Genomic DNA, 17,791 nt, shown 5'->3' on the forward strand with positions numbered 1-17,791 from the left:
TTCTGCAATCAGGGTTAATTGGTTTGGTGGGGGCGGGTTTATGAATATTTTGGATGTGAACCAAAGATTGTTGGTGAACCCGCCCCTACGAGATTTGGTAATAGAAGTATAGCTCAAAAATACCCATATTAGTTAATGATTAACAGGTAAGCGGATGGTAAAAGTAGAACCCACACCCTCCTGACTTTTTACGGAAATATTGCCACCCATCATTAGGCAAAAACGCTGGCTGATTGCTAGTCCCAAACCGGTGCTGCCGTACTTGCGCGTGGTAGAAGCGTCTGGTTGGGTAAAGGGTTGGAAAATGTGCTGCAACTGTGGGGTACAATTTTCTTAAAGTATATACCTGCAATTTGCGGTAAACTTTTTTCAGGAATCTACTAATTATTCAAGTCCGATCGTGAAATTAGAATTTGCCTTAGCTCAATATACGGATGCTCTCGCTCACCTAAAATTGGCCAAGTCTGAACCCTCAGAAATAGCCATTCTCCATATTTTAGTTACTCGCGATGCCATCAAAGAAGCACTCAGCGAGAAAACCCAGCTTTCTGTGGAAAGTTTGGCTAAACTACTCGAATTAGACAACTTCCTGAAACAACAAGCCAATGCGATCGCCCGAGGAGCAAAATTAGCAGAATGGCGAGCTACATTTCACCCCTCCCCAGAAGCTTGGTGGTGGTTCCTCGAACCGACTTCCGAGGAGGAAGTTTCCCCCTCAAATCGCTTAGATTGGTTGTTCAACGGGCTGACAATCGCGGGATTGACGGCGGTAGGGGCCTATATGACAACCTTCGTTCAACTCTTTTCCACGGGAGGAATCAGCTTCGCTGAGACCTTTGGCCTGCTGGGACAAGGAGGGTTACTTCTGACGGTAATCCACACCTTGCAGGACACAGGACAAGAAAAGATTAAAAATCTGCTCCAAAAACTCAATATTTCTCCCCAGTTTCACAGTCAAGCAACCTTGGGAATTACCGCAATGTTATTGTTGGCTTCTGTGGGAGTCTATAACTCTTTACCTCGGATTGGTGACTGGAACTATCGAGAAGGAAAAAAACTCTACGAAAGAGGTTTACTGGAAAAAGCCAAAGGCAAATACGAGCAAGCGGCCAAAATAAACCCCAATAATTGGGAGATTCCAATTGCCTTGGGACAAATCTACGAATCTTTAGGAGCTATAGATTTAGCGAGGAAGGAATATGAAAAAGTGTTAAATCTAGGGGAGGCTCGCGCCTTTAATAATTTAGGTCGCGTTTATATTAGTAAAAACGATAGAGTTACCGCTGAAACTTTACTGCGGATGGGAGTACAACGGGTGAGGAAAGAAGATGCTCAACTCAATTATGAACTACATCTAAACTTGGGCTGGATACTGCTCAAACAAAAACAGTATCAAGCGGCTGAAAAAGAAATCAGACAAGCAGTTGCTATTGACCAAGCAATTGAAGGAAAACAGCTCGGTGGAGGGATGGCTTATTGCTTGCTAGAAGATGTTCTGGAAGAAAAAAAAGATACAAAAGAGGCATCCCGCTGGAGAAAAATGTGTTTGGAGAGTGCTCGTCCCGAAACGCTTGAGCAGTATAAATGGTTTATTGAAACTGGAAAACAAGATTTCGCCGATCAGATAGATACTACGGGGGTGGTGAATGGAGAATCTAACCCAAGTACACAGCCGTAATGAGTAAGATAAAAGTAAAAAATCAAACCTAAACACAAGGTTATGTTTACTTTTAGTTTCCCTACTTGGTTTGTATTCCCCTTTTTTTAGGGAAACTTCTTTTGTAAGGTGCGCCAGCATTCTTTTTTTCTGAAATTGAATGCTGCGTGTGCCATCCATCCTAATTTTGCAGATTAACTGGCAACCAGATCGTAAAAGTAGAACCAACACCCTCCTGACTTTTTACGGAAATATTGCCGCCCATCATTAGACAAAAACGTTGGCTGATGGCTAGTCCCAAACCGGTGCCGCCGTACTTGCGCGTGGTGGAAGCGTCTGCTTGGGTAAAGGGTTGGAAAATGTGCTGCAACTGCTCTGGAGTCATCCCAATTCCTGTATCTGTACAATTAATAACTAAAAATTCTTTACTAGCAATTGAAGATTGAGAAATTGTGGCAGGTTCCGCAGTGTTTTCTTGTTTTGCTTCGCTGCTGTCGCCCGCGATTTTTTCTCGGCTGGCGGTGAGGGTAATTGTACCGTTTTGAGTGAATTTGGCGGCATTGCTCAGCAAATTTAATAAAATCTGCTGCACTTTGGTAATGTCACCGTGCATCGTGCCGATATTAGTAATTTTGTGCAAGTTGAGAGTGTTGCCGTTCTTTTCAATTAGCGGCGCGGCGGTGGATGCTACTTCTTCAATCAAGGCGGCGATGTTGAAGGTTTCTAAGTAAAGATCCATGCGGCCGGCTTCGATTTTAGAAATGTCGAGAATGTCGTTAATGAGCGATAGCAAGTGTCGGCCGGAAGTGCGAATTTTGTCTAAATCTGGGGTGAGTTCATCGTAGCCCAATTCTGCGGTTTCTTCTTGGAGCATTTCGCTGTAGCCGATGATGGCATTCAGAGGTGTTCGCAGTTCGTGGCTCATGTTTGCTAAAAATGCGCTTTTTGCGGTGGAAGCGGCTTCGGCTGCTTCTAGGGCGAGTTGCAAGGCGGATTCAAAGACTTTTCGATCGCTAATATCCTCGACGCTGCCTTCATAGTAGAGTACCTGGCCGTTGGCGTCACACACTGCACGCGCGCTTTCGGAAATCCAAATTACCTTGCCGTCAACGCGGTAAACTTGTGACTCAAACCCCGAAACTTCTCCGAATTCTTCCATCACGCGCATAAACTTGTCGCCCTGCTGAGGATTGACGTAAGCTTGCTGTTTGATGTTGGTGAGATTTGATGTCAATTCTTCGGGAGTGGCGTAGCCATAGATGCGGGCTAAAGCTGGATTTACGCTCAAGAAATGGCCTTCGGGGGTTCTTTGAAAAATGCCTTCGACGGCATTTTCAAAGATGCTACGATATTTTTGTTCTGCTTGACGCAAAGCGCTTTGTGTACGATCGCGCTCGCTGGCTTCGATCGCCAATGATACCAAATCTGCGAGGGAAGCAGCAAAATTTTGTTCTTCTACTGTCCAGTTGCGAGGAGTTCCCACTTGTTCGATACAGATGACTCCGACTGTTTGTCCTCCCAGCCGCACGGGCGCATCTAAGGTTGATGTAGTACCCACTTGTGAAAAGTAAGATTCCACAAATTCTCTGGTTCTCACATCTGAGAGAGCGTCATCGGCTGCGATCGTCCGGTGTTCTTCCAAAGCTTTAAAATAAGCTGGATAGTCTGCTGCTGCGAGTTCGGCACCTTGGGAATGCTGCGGGTTGCTGCGGCTAAATTGGTCGAGACAGTGCAGTTTCGAGCGGCTTTCATCGTACAACCAAGCTCCGGCTCGTTCTGCATCTAGGGTATGAGTAGCTGCTTCGGTAATTTGCCTAAAAGCTACTTGCAAATCGCCTCGATACAGCGCTTTATTTCTTGCCAATTCTACCAAAACCGTATTTTGTTTGAGCAATTGTTTTTGCCTGTGGCGTCGCGCCGATTCGGCTCGCTTCTGTTCGGTAATGTCGCGAGCTACCACAATGACGGATTCTTCGGAAAGGGGTGAAATGCTGGCGGCAAAACAAACTTCGCGGTCGTCAATGGTTAAATTGTACTCGATACTGACAGTTTGTTGAGTATCTAAAGCTGTTCGGATGTGGTTGATAAAATTGTTGGCTGTAGCTTGCGGAAACACCTCTGTGAGTGTTTTGCCTACTAATTCTTCGATGGGTTTGTAGAGCAGAGAAAGATTTGTGGGGGCGATTTTTAAATAGCGACCGCTGGCGTCGAGAACTATAATTAATTCGCTCATGGCTGCAAACAAAGCCCGCAATTCTGCTTCGGCGGCTTCGAGTTCTGCCGTCCGCTCTGCTACTCGCTGTTCTAAACTAGAGTTGGTTTGTTCTAGGGCAACAAAAGACGATCGCAATTGTCTAGCCATTTGATTGAAAGACTGAGCTAGGAGATCGATTTCTTTGATTCCTTGAACTTCGACTTCGCCATTTAATTCTGCGGAAGTGAAGTCGGATGACTCAGACATTTTTGTTAAAGCTTTGGAAGCTTGCAACAATCGGGTAATCGGTTTGACAACCCAGCGAGAGGTAAATATTCCGAGAACGATCGCCAGTACCAAGGCAAAAAAGCACAATAAGATAGTTGTGCGAGTGTTGGCGTTAATTTGCTCCATAAAGTCTGCTTCCGGGATTGCGACTACAATCAGCCAATCGAGGCCGCGGCCGTCTTGCAGGGGAGCAACGGTAATGAATTGACGTTTGCCGTCTATATCGAAGGTAAACTGTCCTTTGCTGTCAATTTGTTCAAAACTACCAAATCGTTGTTGTAAGTATGTGGAAGCCGATCGAATTAGCAAATTTTTGCTCCTAGTCGCCAACAGCCGTTCCTGTCCGTCTTGGCCGGTGACAAAAGGCAATTCGTCTGTGGAACTGGCGACTATTTTCCCGCTGCGTTCGATCGCAAAAACTTGTCCTGACGGGCTAATTTTGATGCTTTTGAGAAAATCGCTGATTTGAGAAAGAGTCAAGTCAATAGCCAATACCCCCTGCAGGTTTCCTGTTTCATTGTAAATAGGCATCACCGGCGTAATCCCCAGAACTGGCGAGGCTGCGAAGGGGTAGATGGGAGACCAAGTGGCTTTTCCTGACTGTTTGGCAGCTTTGTACCACGGTCTAGTACGGGGGTCATAGGGGACGATTTGGATTAGCTCAGTGCGATTTCCTTGGCTATCGAGGCGATAAATTTCGCGGTTTGGAGCGGTTGATTCGTCTCTGATGTATACTAAGTGTTCTGCTTCTCGCTTGAGCAAGACGAATCTGCCCTGTTCGTCGCCATAGTAAATGGTTGTATTTCGATCGCTCAGCTTGGTCTGGTTCCACAAATAGCGCTCTAAGTTGGGCAAGTCTTCCGGGTCTAAGTTGCCAGAGGCGATCGCAGCAGTATTCATTTGTAGAAATAAATGAGATACATCCCCAAAACTGCGGAAATTTTCTTTGGTTCTGGCTGCGACTTCCAAGCTTAACCTAGTAGCAAGGTCATTGACGGCTTTCTGGCCGTTGCGAAACGAAAGCCATCCAGTCACGCCGACTGCTACGGAGATTTGTACCACCAGCGGTATCAACAAGACTAGGCTTAGTGACATCTTGGGCGAGCTTTTCATCACACAACTGCTCAGACTTTTCAATAACATAAATATTCTGACACCTACCGGGTTTGTGTATCGTTTGTCGCTTAAACTCAAATGTTGCACCATTCTCAATAAGCTTTTTATGAACAGGCTTTCCGGCCTGTTCCACAAAGAGTGAATTTTCTGGTGGAACAGGCTTTTCGGTCTGTTAAGCGAGAATGGTACAATATCTCAGTTAAAATCACCCTCGATATAAGTTACAACGTTGTACACACATAGTGAAGTGCAGTGGCCGACTGCTCAAAACGGGGCTGAGGTTTCCACCGCTACTCTAAAAACTTGTAATATTAATCATGCCACTACTTGTCTGAATGTGGCGATCGCTCTGCAGACTCCCGATAAAAAAGTCACACGCCGTAAAAAATGCAACTTTAGGCCCGTGTTCCCCATCCTGCTTGTCATCAGTCATTGCCAATTATTCAATTTTTTAATCTAAACTTTTTAATCTAAAATAAGCTCACTTTTTGCGGGTGGGAATTCTCTTCCTTACGCCCGGTTAATAAAAATTTTATTTTCATTTTTTCTACAGTCCCAGGACAAATGTAAATTCTGTGACAATCTGGTGTTAAAAAATTTGCTATTAATAAGATAAGCCGCCAAAATCCAGATCGACTACAAAGAGGATAATTGAAGCATCTGCATTTCATCAACGCCAGCAAAGTAAAGCGTTTTTAGCTTTTTTGGACGATCGACATTTGGGCAAAATAATACTTCTGGAGGATGACATGAACTATACATTTGAAATCCTGGGCGTATCTCCAACTTTAACATTTTTTAACCAGCAGCAGGAATTGCTGCAACAACAGCAGCCGTCAGGTGTAGAATACTTGGCAAACCGAAAGTGCACTCTCGATGCGTTTGTGGCATCCGTAGAGACAGTTTCTCCTCAGCAAGGCTGGGATGTCGATCGAGTTGTAGACACCGTGATTAGTTTCTGGATGAACAACTCTGATAGCATCCAGTATTGGAGACACAGGCTGCAGGATGCCGGCAGCGAAAACTTGTTAGTAGCCAGAGTAGGCGATATCAAGTCTTTGCAAGCTGCATTTGAATCACTGCTGGGCGAATAGGAAAATCGCCAATTGCGAAAAAGTCGATCGACTTTTTCGCTAAAACTGAGATATTGCACCATTCTCAATCATCCTTTCAGGCCGTTGCTCTGAGCAACGGCCCACAATAAAATTTATCTGTTGTGGAACAGGCATCTTGCCTGTTCTTGAGAATAGTGCAAGATGTAAGTAACATCCACTCAACTGTCTCTTTCCAATTTCCAATTGGCAATTCCCAAATATTATGTCTCGTTCCAAAGCCCTACAATCTTATATTTTTCTCCGCTTGCTTCTGGCACCGCTAATGTTGTGGACAATCACCACAGCAGTATTTTTGCTCTTGCGGGCTACTCCGGGCGACCCCATAGATGCCATTCTCGGCTCACGAGCTCCCGCAGCCGCCAAAGAAGCAATGCGAGCTCAACTCGGTCTCGACGCACCCCTGTGGCAGCAATATCTCAACTACATGAAAGACTTATTCAGTCTGAACTTGGGAACATCCATCACCACTCGCGGACAAACCGTGTGGCAAATTATCGGAGACTATTTCCCCGCTACAGTCGAATTAGCAGTTTGTAGCATGGCCATAGCTTTAATTGTCGGCATCAGTATCGGTTCCTTAGCAGCATCCCGCCCTAACACTATTTTCGATGCTCTCGGCCGTTTGTTTGGCATTATCACTTACTCGCTGCCGGCTTTTTGGGCTGGTATGGTTTTGCAATTGATTTTCGCAGTGCAGTTGGGATGGTTTCCCTTGGGAACTCGCTTTCCTGTCACATTCCCCGCCCCCGAAGGCTACACAGGACTATACACTATTGACAGTCTCCTGAGCGCTAACCCTGGTCAGTTTCTCACATCTTTGCATTATTTGGCACTTCCGAGTTTGACCTTGGGGATTCTTTTGAGCGGCATTTTCGAGCGGATTGTCAGAGTGAATCTCAAGCAAACTTTGCAAGCAGATTATGTCGAAGCAGCTAGAGCTAGAGGCATTCCCGAATTCCAGATTTTATGGGCGCACGCTCTGAAAAATGCACTAATTCCGGTGATTACTGTCTTAGGATTGACTTTTGCTGCACTGTTGGGCGGTGCTATTTTAACAGAGGTTACTTTTTCTTGGCCGGGGTTGGCAAATCGCCTTTACGAAGCGATTAGCTTGCGGGATTATCCAACTGTTCAAGGTATTGTGGTGTTTTTTGCGGCAATAGTTGTAATTGCCAGCATTGTAATTGATATTTTGAATGCTTACGTTGACCCGCGAATTCGCTACTAAAAATATCAAGGAAGAAGGGCAACGGATGCGCGACAGTTGCACTAAGCTGTTGTGCATTTAAATTGTATTTTGAGGGCGGGCAGGATGCCCACCCCACAAGAGTGAAAATTTATTTTACCGGGCAATTTAAAGGCGGATTAGCTTATCGGCTTTTTCTACCTGTACTTTCTGTCGGCGCGAGATGTTGCAGCCAGGGGTGGCCCATAAGAAGCAGTTGTCAAAAAGATCGATCGGCTTTTAGAGTGACGACACTTGGCGATTTATGGGCAATACTGGAGAAAATAAAATTATACATTTGAGGAAACGCTGATGAGATTATTGCGAACAATCGCCGCTCTATCGGCTGCCTTGACCCCACTGATGGCTGAAGCTGCCTTTAGCCGTCCCATGCCGGGAACAGCCGATTTTCCCAGAGCCTCAAACCCCCAAGTAAATGTGCCGGTTTGCTTCATCGAAACTCCAGGCGGCACAACTTTTGATTTAGTCAGTTTGTGTGGCAGTAACGCTGCTCCCCAAAACACGAATCCGGTTGCGGGCAATGCTCCTGCAAATAACCCCAATGCAAGCACTCCGCCTCCTCCCCCGAACCCCAACGCCATCACCAGAGATGCTGTCGGCACCCCGATAACTACTCCTACTGGCACGGCAAATCCCAACAATCCCAACAATGTCAATCCGGGAACTTCGCCCGCAGGTACTCCCAATAATCTGACTCCGGGAACTTCGCCAACCACCAATCCCAATAATCTCAATCCGGGAAGTTCACCGAGTACCACTCCCAATAATCCCAATCTGGGAACTTCGCCGAATACCAATCCCAATAATCTCAATCCGGGAAGTTCACCGAGTACCAGCCCCAATAATAGTGCGTCTCCCACGGGTGGAAATGCTGGCGACAGCAACAGCGATTTAGTTCCCAATCGCAATCTCAATCTTCCGAGAGTGCCGCCGAGTTCCTTTGGCCCTGGAGGTGTTGCGCCGACTAGAGATGCGATTGATGGCCCCCGCTAGTAATAGGCGAAGTGTCAATCGATTTTTGATTTTTGATTTTAGATTTTTGATTGACTTGCGCGAGATAAATACGTTCGGCAAGTTTCATCGGATACAGGTTTTTTATTTCTGGACGGATGAATCACGTGGCGGGTATCCTGAATGCTTTCGGTCAGAACTTTCATCACAGAAACCGGGTTTCTCGGAAACGTTCTCTTTTTCAGGGATATTTCAGCCACGAGAAAGCCGGAATATTTATTTGCCTGCATAATATTGATGTTAGGTGCGATCGGCATATTTTGTAGCAGAGTAGCCAAATAAAAGTTAAGCTAAGAACTTGTAGACGCTATCGGCTAAGCACTCTTTTAAAACTGGACAACCAGGTAGAAGCAGTGATAGATAGCTAGCTTTAATCCGTAACAGGATTAGTTATCAGCAAAGGTTAAAATTATTACCAGGCGGGTGCTCCCCAGCTCCAAGTTCTCAAGCTAAACCATTCAACAGGCATATTTTTGTTAAGCCTGTGTGGTTGGGAAAGTGCCGGCTGATAACATTAGCAAGACAAAATTAACCCGATTATTCGGAGGCTCTTCATGAGCAAAATATTTGTTTTAATAAATTGGAACAAAATTGCTCTAGACCCGATCCTCTGCGTTGGCGTAGCCCCCGTAGGGGCGGGATTCGCTAACGCACTTGAGGAGGAAATCTAGTGTCAAACTTAGTTCAACGCTTAGAAATAACCGCTCATCCGCAACTAGAAAAATCCCTCGGCTATCGAGGAGATAGTCGCTGGGTAGCTTGGCGCTGGGAGCCCGACATCGACCAACTTATATCCAGCGACGGCAAAACAGTCGGCACTGGCAATAATATGGCTTGGCTGGTGTTTTTGCAGCACGATTTAGTCGATCCTGCCCTACAAGAGTACAACCTCAGCGAGGGCGATCGCTACTGGCTGCTTTTAGACACCGAAACTAGAAATCTCTACGTCGGCGAAGGGAAAACTGTTCAAAGTCTGCTCGAACAGCCGGAAAGTTTAGGTTTATTGGCCTGTCTCGATGGCGGGAATGCCGATCGACAAACTGGTGAAACTTGGCAGCAAACGCTATCTCAACTAACAGCCAAACCAGTTGTTCGCAACCTGACAAATGCCCTGCCTTTCGGTATCGCCGCCGCTTTGATAGGTGCTTTAGGCATCGGAACCGGATTGTGGGTAGTACCGGCAGTGCAGCAGAAACTAGCCGAAAAAACAGCTTTTGTTTCCCCAATTAGTTCTGGCGCCAACTGCGGGCTTGGAGGTTCCGACGATTTTTCAGCTTATATCGGTTCGTCAAGCGGAAACAAAGAACTTCATTTAATAGGCGTTTACGAAGCCAATGCGGATCACAAGAACCGAGATTTGTCTAAAAGGGCGATCGAAGTCAAAGTAGAACGTCGAAACAAGCCCATAATTCTCGCACTTTCAGCTTATGAACCGGTGCAGTGGAACATTACCGCAGAACCGGGCGCAGTTATCGAAAAAATCATCGTTAACGGATACCACAACCAAACTGTTTCAGGAGTTTCTGGAATTCCGGTAGAAGAGCACAGCTACGAAGAAACCGGAAACAATCTCGGCGACTTTATCTACAAGTGGGGCGCTACCGCTGAAAGTAGCAATACTTCTTCCCTCGTGACTAAATTGGAACAGAGAAACAGCACCAGTTTAACTTCTTTTCAAGGATGCTACAGAGGTAAGAACTTTACGATTAAGTAATAATTATTGATTATTTTGGGGTAGGGAAACGGCACTGCCGTCTCCTCAATAGCCATGTTGTCGATGGGTTGTATCAACAGACCACTCGCAAGGGTAATTTCATCATCTAATGCGGTTGATTTTACCCCTTAGCCGAAATCAGGACACGGCAGTGCCGTTTCCCTACAATTAATCGGGCGATGCTTACATCGTCACCAGGACGATTATTTTGGGGCTAGGGAAACGGCATTGCCCATTGGCGTCAACTTAACGTACAACAAATAGTCCGGCTATTGTTGAAACCCCTGCCTCAAAACTAAAGTCCTCTTGCATAGGACTAATGAGTTCTTCAGTCCTCTTTCAGAGGACTTTAGCTATTAGACAGGGAATTCATTCCCTGGCGGACTGCCGGGTGAGCGGGAGGACTTGCGGAGGAAAAGTTTAAGTTGACACGCCTTGGGCATTGCCATCTCCGACCTTGCCTGATGTTAATTCAATGGTGTACATTTTGAACAGTTATTTGACAAGCTTATGTAATGACTGTATCATAAACTATTAACTTTAATTTTTGATTACAAACCATGACAATGCTAACAAATTTAAAATGAAATACTGGTACGAAACCCTCGCAGTAGCACAGCGGATTTTAATTGAATTGGGGAGGCGGCGACGCAGCTTAGTATTGTGGAGTATTTTTCCAGTTTCTATCTTGCTAATTAACGCTTTGATTTTAAAAGAACGCGCTAATCTCACCACAGCAAAAGCCTTTGAAACTGCTGCACCTGCAAGCTTAGTAGGAGCGGCTTTATTTTTTAGCTGTCTCGGCGGTAGCGTAGCAACAGTAGTAGCAGAGCGAGAACAGCATACCCTCAAACGCTTGTTTATTTCCCCGCTGAGCGGCACTTCCTACTTTTTAGGGATTTTCCTGGCTCACAGTTGCATCGGCATCGGTCAGGTAATTTTAGTATATACGATCGCCTCTTTTTTAGGAGCACAATTTCAAGGCTCTATTCTGTTAGGATGTGCGATTATTCTGCTCAGTATTGTATCTTATGTAGGTGTAGGCTTTATTCTCGGCACCCAGTTTGCGAGGCGCACTGAAGATGTCAACTCCCTAGTAGCCGCTTTCGGCGTTCCTTTATTGATTTTAGGAGGCGCATTCTTACCGACTTCGCTCTTTCCCAAAAGTCTGCTGGATCTCGCCCAGTATAATCCAATTTATCACATGAACGAAGCGCTGATGGGCGTGTGGGCTGACGGCAAAGATTTGGCTGATATTGCAGAACACTTTTGGTATTTATTCATATTTTCTATTGCCATGATTGCAGGTGGATGGCTTTCTTACCGCAGGATGCTGAGAGTAGAAAGAAGACTTTAAAACTATCTCATTATTATGTCGTAATTATTCATCTCTCTCTTCTCTTCCTCTGCGCCCTCTGCGCTCTCTGCGGTTAAATAATTCCGAAAAAATCGTAAATATATAAAATAATACGGAGAATTAAAGCAGTGCTGCAAATAGAAAAGCTAAATAAGTCTTACGGCGAGCGCTCAGTGCTTAAAGATTTAACACTGCACATTCAAGCTGGAGAAATTTACGGTTTGCTCGGGCCAAACGGGGCGGGCAAAACTACAACTATCAATATTTTATGCAATTTGCTAAATGCCGACAGCGGCAAAGTTTCCATCAATGGCGAGCCTGTTTCCGAAGCTACAAAATCCTTAATCGGTGTAGCGCCCCAAGAAAATTTGCTTTACAAAAGCCTTAGCTGCGAAGAAAACCTCAATTTTTTTGCTCAAATTTACGGCTTAGAGCGCAAACAGCGGCGCTATCAAGTAAGACACTGTTTGAAAGCAGTAAATTTGACAGATAGAGCTACAAGCCCGGTGGAAACTTTGAGCGGAGGAATGCAGCGACGTTTGAATATTGCAGTGGCTTTGGTACACCAGCCTAAATTAGTAATTTTAGATGAACCGACAACGGGTTTAGATATTGAGGCTCGCTATGAAATTTGGGAGTTAATTCAGCGCTTGCAATCGGAAGGAATTACAATTTTGCTGACAACTCACTTGTTGGATGAAGCTGAGCGGCTGTGTCAGAGAATTGGAATTTTAAAGAATGGCAGTATTGTAGCTGAGGGCAGTTTAGAAGAGTTGCAAAAACTGATTCCGGCTCAAGAAATTATCGTGGTAAAAACCGACGAAGAAGCTGAAGTCATCGCCCGCGCTAAACAATACAGTTTCATTCCCCGCCGCTACGGTAGCGATTTGGCTTTTTGGCTGCCGGAACGTTTAGAATTAAAAGAAATTATTTTGCTGTTCGACGGGATTTCTATTGATTCAATCGCTCGTTATCCAGTGCGGTTAGAACATATTTATGTAGAAGTAACTAAACAAACTGTATCCTAATCTGCGTCCATCCGCGTACATCCGCCACCATCTGCGGTTAAAGTTCCAAAGTAATTAACAAGGGCGATGTCTAGATTCTCAAGATATCGTCAACCTTAATGCTGTCTGGCAAACAGGGCAAATAAAATTCTCTTAAAAAATATACCCTTATACCCACAGCCTCTGAAGGAGGTCTAAATTATTTCCTCATGGAAAAGATCCGACTTTTCCGACTTTACAGAGCCAGAGAGAGGCCGGAAGCAATGATACAGATAGGCAAAGTGAACCCACTCTGTCTAGATGGTAAAGATATCGTAAACCACAACAGTTATGTTGCGAAATGTTAAATAAAAATATTTAAGAGAAAATCTACCTTTAGTATGGTAGAGTTTGTTTAGCTAAATGGTAAAAGTCTATTCCCACGGGATATCAGTGAAAGCCCACTTTATATCAGGACTACCACGCTCAGGTTCTACCTTGCTGGCTGCTTTGTGGCGGCAAAATCCCCGGTTTCACGCAGCTATGACTAGCCGAGTCGGGGGTTTAGTAGAGCGTATGTTGGAAGCCATGAGCGAAGACAATGAGTTTTCTGTGTTCATTTCTCCTGAACAAAAACGGGCACTGATTCTCAGCATTTTTTCTGCCTACTATCACCCGCAAGCTGACAAAGAAATCATCTTTGACACCAATCGCCTGTGGTGTAGCAAATTGCCATTAATTCTGGAATTATTTCCTGAAGCTAAAGTTATCTGCTGCGTCAGAAATATCTCGTGGATTATGGATAGCATTGAGCTACTAATTCGGCGCAACGCCTTTGATGTTTCCAGGTTATTTAATAATCCAGCGGAACGGGCTACAGTATACAGCCGTACCGAGGCATTAAGTGAAGGTTCGCGTTTAGTTGGTTATGCTTATAACGCTCTTAAAGAAGCATTTTATAGCGAACAGAGTGCATCTATTCTACTGGGATATTACGACCTCTTAACAATAAAGTAGGCTAAAAAAATGTCGCTGATTTATCAATTTCTGGGCGAGGAACCTTTCGAGCATGATTTCGAGAATGTTGAATATCAAGAGCCAGAATTTGATAATAAATTGAAAACAACAGGGTTACATCAAGTGCGTGCCAAAGTCGAGTTTAAACCGAGAACAACGATTTTGCCCCCCGACTTGTTTGAGCGATTTGATGGCTTATCTTTTTGGACAGATTCAACAAATAGTCGTGCTAAGCTGTTGTGCATTTAAATTGTATATTTCGAGTCCCGATCAAAAATCGTCAAATCCTCTCCCTCTCTCCTCTTCTCCCCTTCTCCCTCTCTAATACCATAGGCAATCTTGCAACACAGCTTAGTGCGATTGTAGCGACAGCTAAATAAACCGGCAAACCTTGACTGTGACTGTAACCTTGACAACACCAAGTAAAACTCAATAAGTCATCTACCATGAACAAACCAATAATTTTTGTAGACTCCTCAGTACAAGACTATCAAAACCTAATTGATAACGCTGATGTCGCCAACATTGTAGTTTTAGATAACACATATAGCGGCATCGAACAAATTACTAATGCCTTAGCTAATCAAAAAGATATTGAAGCATTTCATATAGTTTATCATGGTAGCGAAGGCAGTTTAAAACTAGGTACAGATGTACTGAATGGGAATAATATAGAAAATTTTAATACTCAGCTAAAACAGTGGGGAAAGGCCCTAACTGAAAAGGGAGATATCCTATTATATGGATGCGACGTAGCCACCGGAGAAACTGGCAAGAATTTTGTCAAACGATTGAGTGAAATAACAGGCGCCGATATTGCAGCTTCTGACAACTTGACGGGTTCAGATGCTAAAGGTGGCGACTGGAAATTAGAAACAGCAACGGGCAAGATAGAAGCAGCAATACCCTTTAATGGGGAGGCGATGAAAGCTTATGACGGTGTGTTGCTCAATTATAATGTCACGGTGGCAACCGATGATGGGACAGGCGGGACAGCAAATACCCTGAGTTGGGCTATTTTGCAGGCGAATAATTCGGTGGGGGTAGATGACACTATTACCCTCACCACCAATGTTAGGATGACGGGGACTCCGAATCAGCTAATTAACAGTAATATCGGGTTTATTGGTGGCGGTTTCACCGTCAGTGGCGATGTCAATAACAACGGCATTAATGACACTGGTGATGTTCGACCTTTCTTTATCCGGTCTGGAACCGTCAGTTTCTCCAACATGAGCATTACCGGAGGAAGGACACAAGGCGGAAATGGCAGCGGGATTGATAGCGGCGGTGGTGGCGGCGCGGCTGGCATGGGTGGCGCGTTATTTATCTATAACGGCAGTGTGACAATTGATAATGTGACTTTTACCAGTAACCAGGCGATCGGCGGGAGTAGCGCCAATAATAATAGATTCTTAGCCGGCGGTGGCGGTCTTGGCGGTAACAGCGGTATTGGGGCGATAGGCGCTTTTGGCGGCAACGGCGGCGGCGGGTTTGGCGGCAACGGCAATAGTAACTTTACCGGCTCCTTCAACGGTGGAAGTGGTGGTTCTGGCGGGGCTTTCGGCGGTGCTGGGGGTGCTGGCGGGATCGCAACGGTTGGCGGTAATGGTACTGGTGGTGGCGGTGGTGGCGGCGGTTTTAATACTACCAACGGAGGCAACGGTGCATTCGGTGGCGGCGGCGGTTCTGCTGGCGACCAAGCCTCTTTGAATGGTGGTTGGGGTGGCTTTGGTGGCGGCGGCGGTGCTGCTGCTAACTTCGGTGGCAGAGGTGGCTTTGGCGGTGGTGGCGGTGTGAGTGTTAACACTAACAACCCAGGCGCAGGTGGCTTTGGCGGTGGCGCAGGTGGCGGGACTACAGGCTATTCCGCCTATCTGCCTGGTGGTGGCGGTGCCGGATTGGGTGGCGCGATTTTTGTCAGGGAAGGCAGTTTAACACTACAAAACACAACCTTCAACAACAACACCACGACAGGCGGCACGGGAGCGAATAATGGCCAAGCCCTGGCAGGCGCGATTTTTGTGCTGGATGCAGCAGCCCAAACCGCACAAACCACCCAAGGCAACACTCAGGGAATGCCAACAACTCCTCCCACTGTCAGTGTTGTTGGTTATCTCCGCACCACGGGCAATACTGCTGCTAATAACGCAAACACCACCCCAAATAACAACGATATCTACGGCAGCATCAACACTGCACCCGTCCCTAACAATACCCCTGTTACCCTCAATTCTGTCCTAGAAGAGGCACCCGCGCCGGTGGGTGCTGTCGGTACCCTAATTTCCAGCCTTGTGGCGATCGGTACAAACATCACCGATCCCGACACTGGGGCATTGACGGGCATCGCCCTCACTGCCACCGACACGACTAACGGCAGTTGGTTTTACACCACAGATGGCGGAATAACCTGGAACGCCTTGGGTGCAGTAACCAATACCAACGCCCGCTTACTGGCAGCAGATGCCAACACCCGTATCTACTTTCAACCAACAACCGCCAACTACAACGGCACTATCACCAACGCCCTCACCTTCCGTGCTTGGGATCAAGTCGTCGGTACTGATGGTGCCACCGCCAATACCAGCATCAACGTTGGTATCAGCACAGCCACCAACACCGCAGCCATCACCGTTACCGCAGTCAACGACATTCCCAGCTTCACCGCCACCAACCCCACCGTTAATGAAGATGCTGGGGCGCAAATAGTAACGGGTTGGGCAACCTTCAGCCCCGGCCCCGCCAACGAATCCGCCCAAACTGCCACTTATGCTGTTAGTAACATTGGCACTCCTGGCTTATTTGCCACAGCACCCGCAATAGACGCAAACGGCAACCTCACTTACACCCCCGCCGCCAATGCCTTCGGCACTTCCACCTTTGATGTTGTGGTGCAAGATAACGGCGGCACTGCTAACGCCGGTGTGGATACTTCCACGACTAAAACCTTTACTATTACTGTTAACTCTGTCAACGACAAACCCAGTTTCAGTAACGCTGGCAACCCGATATTAACAGCTTGGACAAACACAATTCAAACAGTTAGCAACTGGGCAAATACTGTTATCTTCGGCCCAGCCGATGAATCAACTCAAACAGTTAGCAACTACACCGTTACTAACAACGACAATAGCTTATTTACCGCTCAACCCAGTGTAGCAACTGATGGCACGTTGACCTACACTCCCAGTGGCAAACCCGGTACTGCCACCGTTAGCGTGCAACTACAAGATAACGGCGGTACCGCGAATACTGGTGTTAATCTTTCGGACACAGCTACTTTTAATATCGCCATTCCTGCCCCGAAAGTTAACCTCACTGCCAGCGCAACTACTGCCAGCGAAGCCGGGACAACAGCTATTACCTTTACCGCTACTGCCGAAGGTAACGTCGTCGGCGCTCAAACACTTAATTTAGGATTAACTGGTACTGCTAGCGCTGCTGATTTTACTGCTATTCCCACTCAAATAACTATCCCAGATGGAAGTAAGACGGGGCAAGTAACTGTTACAGTTAATGATGATTTTCTTGTCGAAGCTACAGAAACAGCTACTTTAACAATTAGCAACCCATCAACAGGAATCGCATTAGGAACTACCACTAACCAAAGTGTGACGATTGCTGACAATGATACCAAAGGCATCACTGTTACACCCACCACAGGATTAACCACAACAGAAGCCGGAGGTAAGGCTACATTTACAGTAGTTTTGAATAGTCAACCTACAGCAGATGTCACCCTTCCATTAACTAGCAGTAACACCGCCGAAGGTACTGTAGACAAACCCAGTTTAACTTTCACCGCAGCTAACTGGAATACTTCCCAAACAGTCACAGTTACCGGAATAGAGGATAGCATAGTTGATGGGAATATTGCCTACAACATTGTGACGGGGGCTGCTACCAGTACCGATGCTAATTACAGTGGTGTTGATGCTACCGATGTGGCAGTTACTAATAGTGATAATGACAGCAAAGGCATCACTGTTAATCCTACCAGCGGTTTAACAACCACAGAAGCCGGAGGTAAGGCTACATTTACAGTAGTTTTGAATAGTCAACCTACAGCAGATGTCACCCTTCCATTAAC

The 17,791-nt window shown here is 46.0% G+C and carries 13 protein-coding genes and 1 pseudogene; 10 read left to right on the forward strand and 4 right to left on the reverse strand.

Annotated features, from left to right (window positions below):
- Positions 1 to 132: 132 nt before the first annotated feature.
- Positions 133 to 318: pseudogene (locus QT984_RS00425) on the reverse strand (ATP-binding protein); the annotation flags it as partial.
- A gap of 82 nt (positions 319 to 400) precedes the next feature.
- On the opposite strand from QT984_RS00425, the gene QT984_RS00430 reads away from it, so the two are divergent.
- Complete coding sequence (locus QT984_RS00430) at positions 401 to 1,678, forward strand: tetratricopeptide repeat protein (protein ID WP_333055661.1); 1,278 nt, start codon at positions 401 to 403, stop codon at positions 1,676 to 1,678.
- Positions 1,679 to 1,838: 160 nt separating this feature from the next.
- Here QT984_RS00430 and QT984_RS00435 read toward each other — a convergent pair whose 3' ends face one another.
- Both QT984_RS00435 and QT984_RS00440 read right to left on the reverse strand, forming a co-directional pair.
- A complete protein-coding gene (locus QT984_RS00435; protein WP_333207886.1) occupies positions 1,839 to 5,252 on the reverse strand; it encodes a PAS domain S-box protein in 3,414 nt (1,137 codons plus the stop codon).
- A gap of 298 nt (positions 5,253 to 5,550) precedes the next feature.
- Positions 5,551 to 5,688 carry a hypothetical protein gene (locus tag QT984_RS00440; RefSeq protein WP_333207888.1) on the reverse strand — a complete coding sequence of 46 codons (138 nt, stop codon included), beginning with the start codon at positions 5,686 to 5,688 and terminating at the stop codon, positions 5,551 to 5,553.
- Between the two features lie 316 nt (positions 5,689 to 6,004).
- Here QT984_RS00440 and QT984_RS00445 point away from each other — a divergent pair, with 316 nt between their 5' ends.
- From QT984_RS00445 to QT984_RS00455, 3 genes are all read left to right on the forward strand, one after another.
- Complete coding sequence (locus QT984_RS00445; RefSeq protein WP_333055663.1) at positions 6,005 to 6,349, forward strand: hypothetical protein; 345 nt, start codon at positions 6,005 to 6,007, stop codon at positions 6,347 to 6,349.
- Positions 6,350 to 6,572: 223 nt separating this feature from the next.
- Positions 6,573 to 7,598: an ABC transporter permease gene (locus QT984_RS00450; RefSeq protein ID WP_333055664.1), complete on the forward strand. Its 1,026-nt coding sequence runs from the start codon at positions 6,573 to 6,575 to the stop codon at positions 7,596 to 7,598.
- Between the two features lie 309 nt (positions 7,599 to 7,907).
- Positions 7,908 to 8,609 (forward strand): hypothetical protein, encoded by a 702-nt coding sequence (locus tag QT984_RS00455; protein WP_333055665.1) that lies wholly within the window; start codon positions 7,908 to 7,910, stop codon positions 8,607 to 8,609.
- 38 nt (positions 8,610 to 8,647) lie between these two features.
- Here the strand turns inward: QT984_RS00455 and QT984_RS00460 are convergent, their stop codons facing one another.
- On the reverse strand, positions 8,648 to 8,905 hold the full coding sequence (locus QT984_RS00460; RefSeq protein WP_333207891.1) for a hypothetical protein: 258 nt from the start codon (positions 8,903 to 8,905) through the stop codon (positions 8,648 to 8,650).
- 392 nt (positions 8,906 to 9,297) lie between these two features.
- Between QT984_RS00460 and QT984_RS00465 the strand changes: the two genes are divergently transcribed.
- The 6 genes from QT984_RS00465 to QT984_RS00490 form a co-directional block, all read left to right on the forward strand.
- Positions 9,298 to 10,341, forward strand: a complete 1,044-nt coding sequence (locus QT984_RS00465; protein ID WP_333055666.1) for a hypothetical protein — start codon at positions 9,298 to 9,300, stop codon at positions 10,339 to 10,341.
- Between the two features lie 583 nt (positions 10,342 to 10,924).
- Positions 10,925 to 11,698 (forward strand): ABC transporter permease, encoded by a 774-nt coding sequence (locus QT984_RS00470; protein ID WP_333055667.1) that lies wholly within the window; start codon positions 10,925 to 10,927, stop codon positions 11,696 to 11,698.
- 128 nt (positions 11,699 to 11,826) lie between these two features.
- A complete protein-coding gene (locus QT984_RS00475; RefSeq protein WP_333239505.1) occupies positions 11,827 to 12,726 on the forward strand; it encodes an ABC transporter ATP-binding protein in 900 nt (299 codons plus the stop codon).
- Positions 12,727 to 13,137: 411 nt separating this feature from the next.
- Positions 13,138 to 13,701, forward strand: coding sequence for a sulfotransferase (locus QT984_RS00480; RefSeq protein WP_333372738.1), 564 nt, complete (start codon positions 13,138 to 13,140; stop codon positions 13,699 to 13,701).
- Between the two features lie 9 nt (positions 13,702 to 13,710).
- Positions 13,711 to 13,950 carry a hypothetical protein gene (locus QT984_RS00485; RefSeq protein WP_333372741.1) on the forward strand — a complete coding sequence of 80 codons (240 nt, stop codon included), beginning with the start codon at positions 13,711 to 13,713 and terminating at the stop codon, positions 13,948 to 13,950.
- Positions 13,951 to 14,147: 197 nt separating this feature from the next.
- Positions 14,148 to 17,791: DUF4347 domain-containing protein (locus tag QT984_RS00490; protein ID WP_333372843.1), on the forward strand; the 3,644-nt coding region annotated here is incomplete at its 3' end.

It is taken from the genome of Microcoleus sp. Z1_B2, from assembly GCF_036700325.1.
Lineage (GTDB): Bacteria > Cyanobacteriota > Cyanobacteriia > Cyanobacteriales > Microcoleaceae > Microcoleus.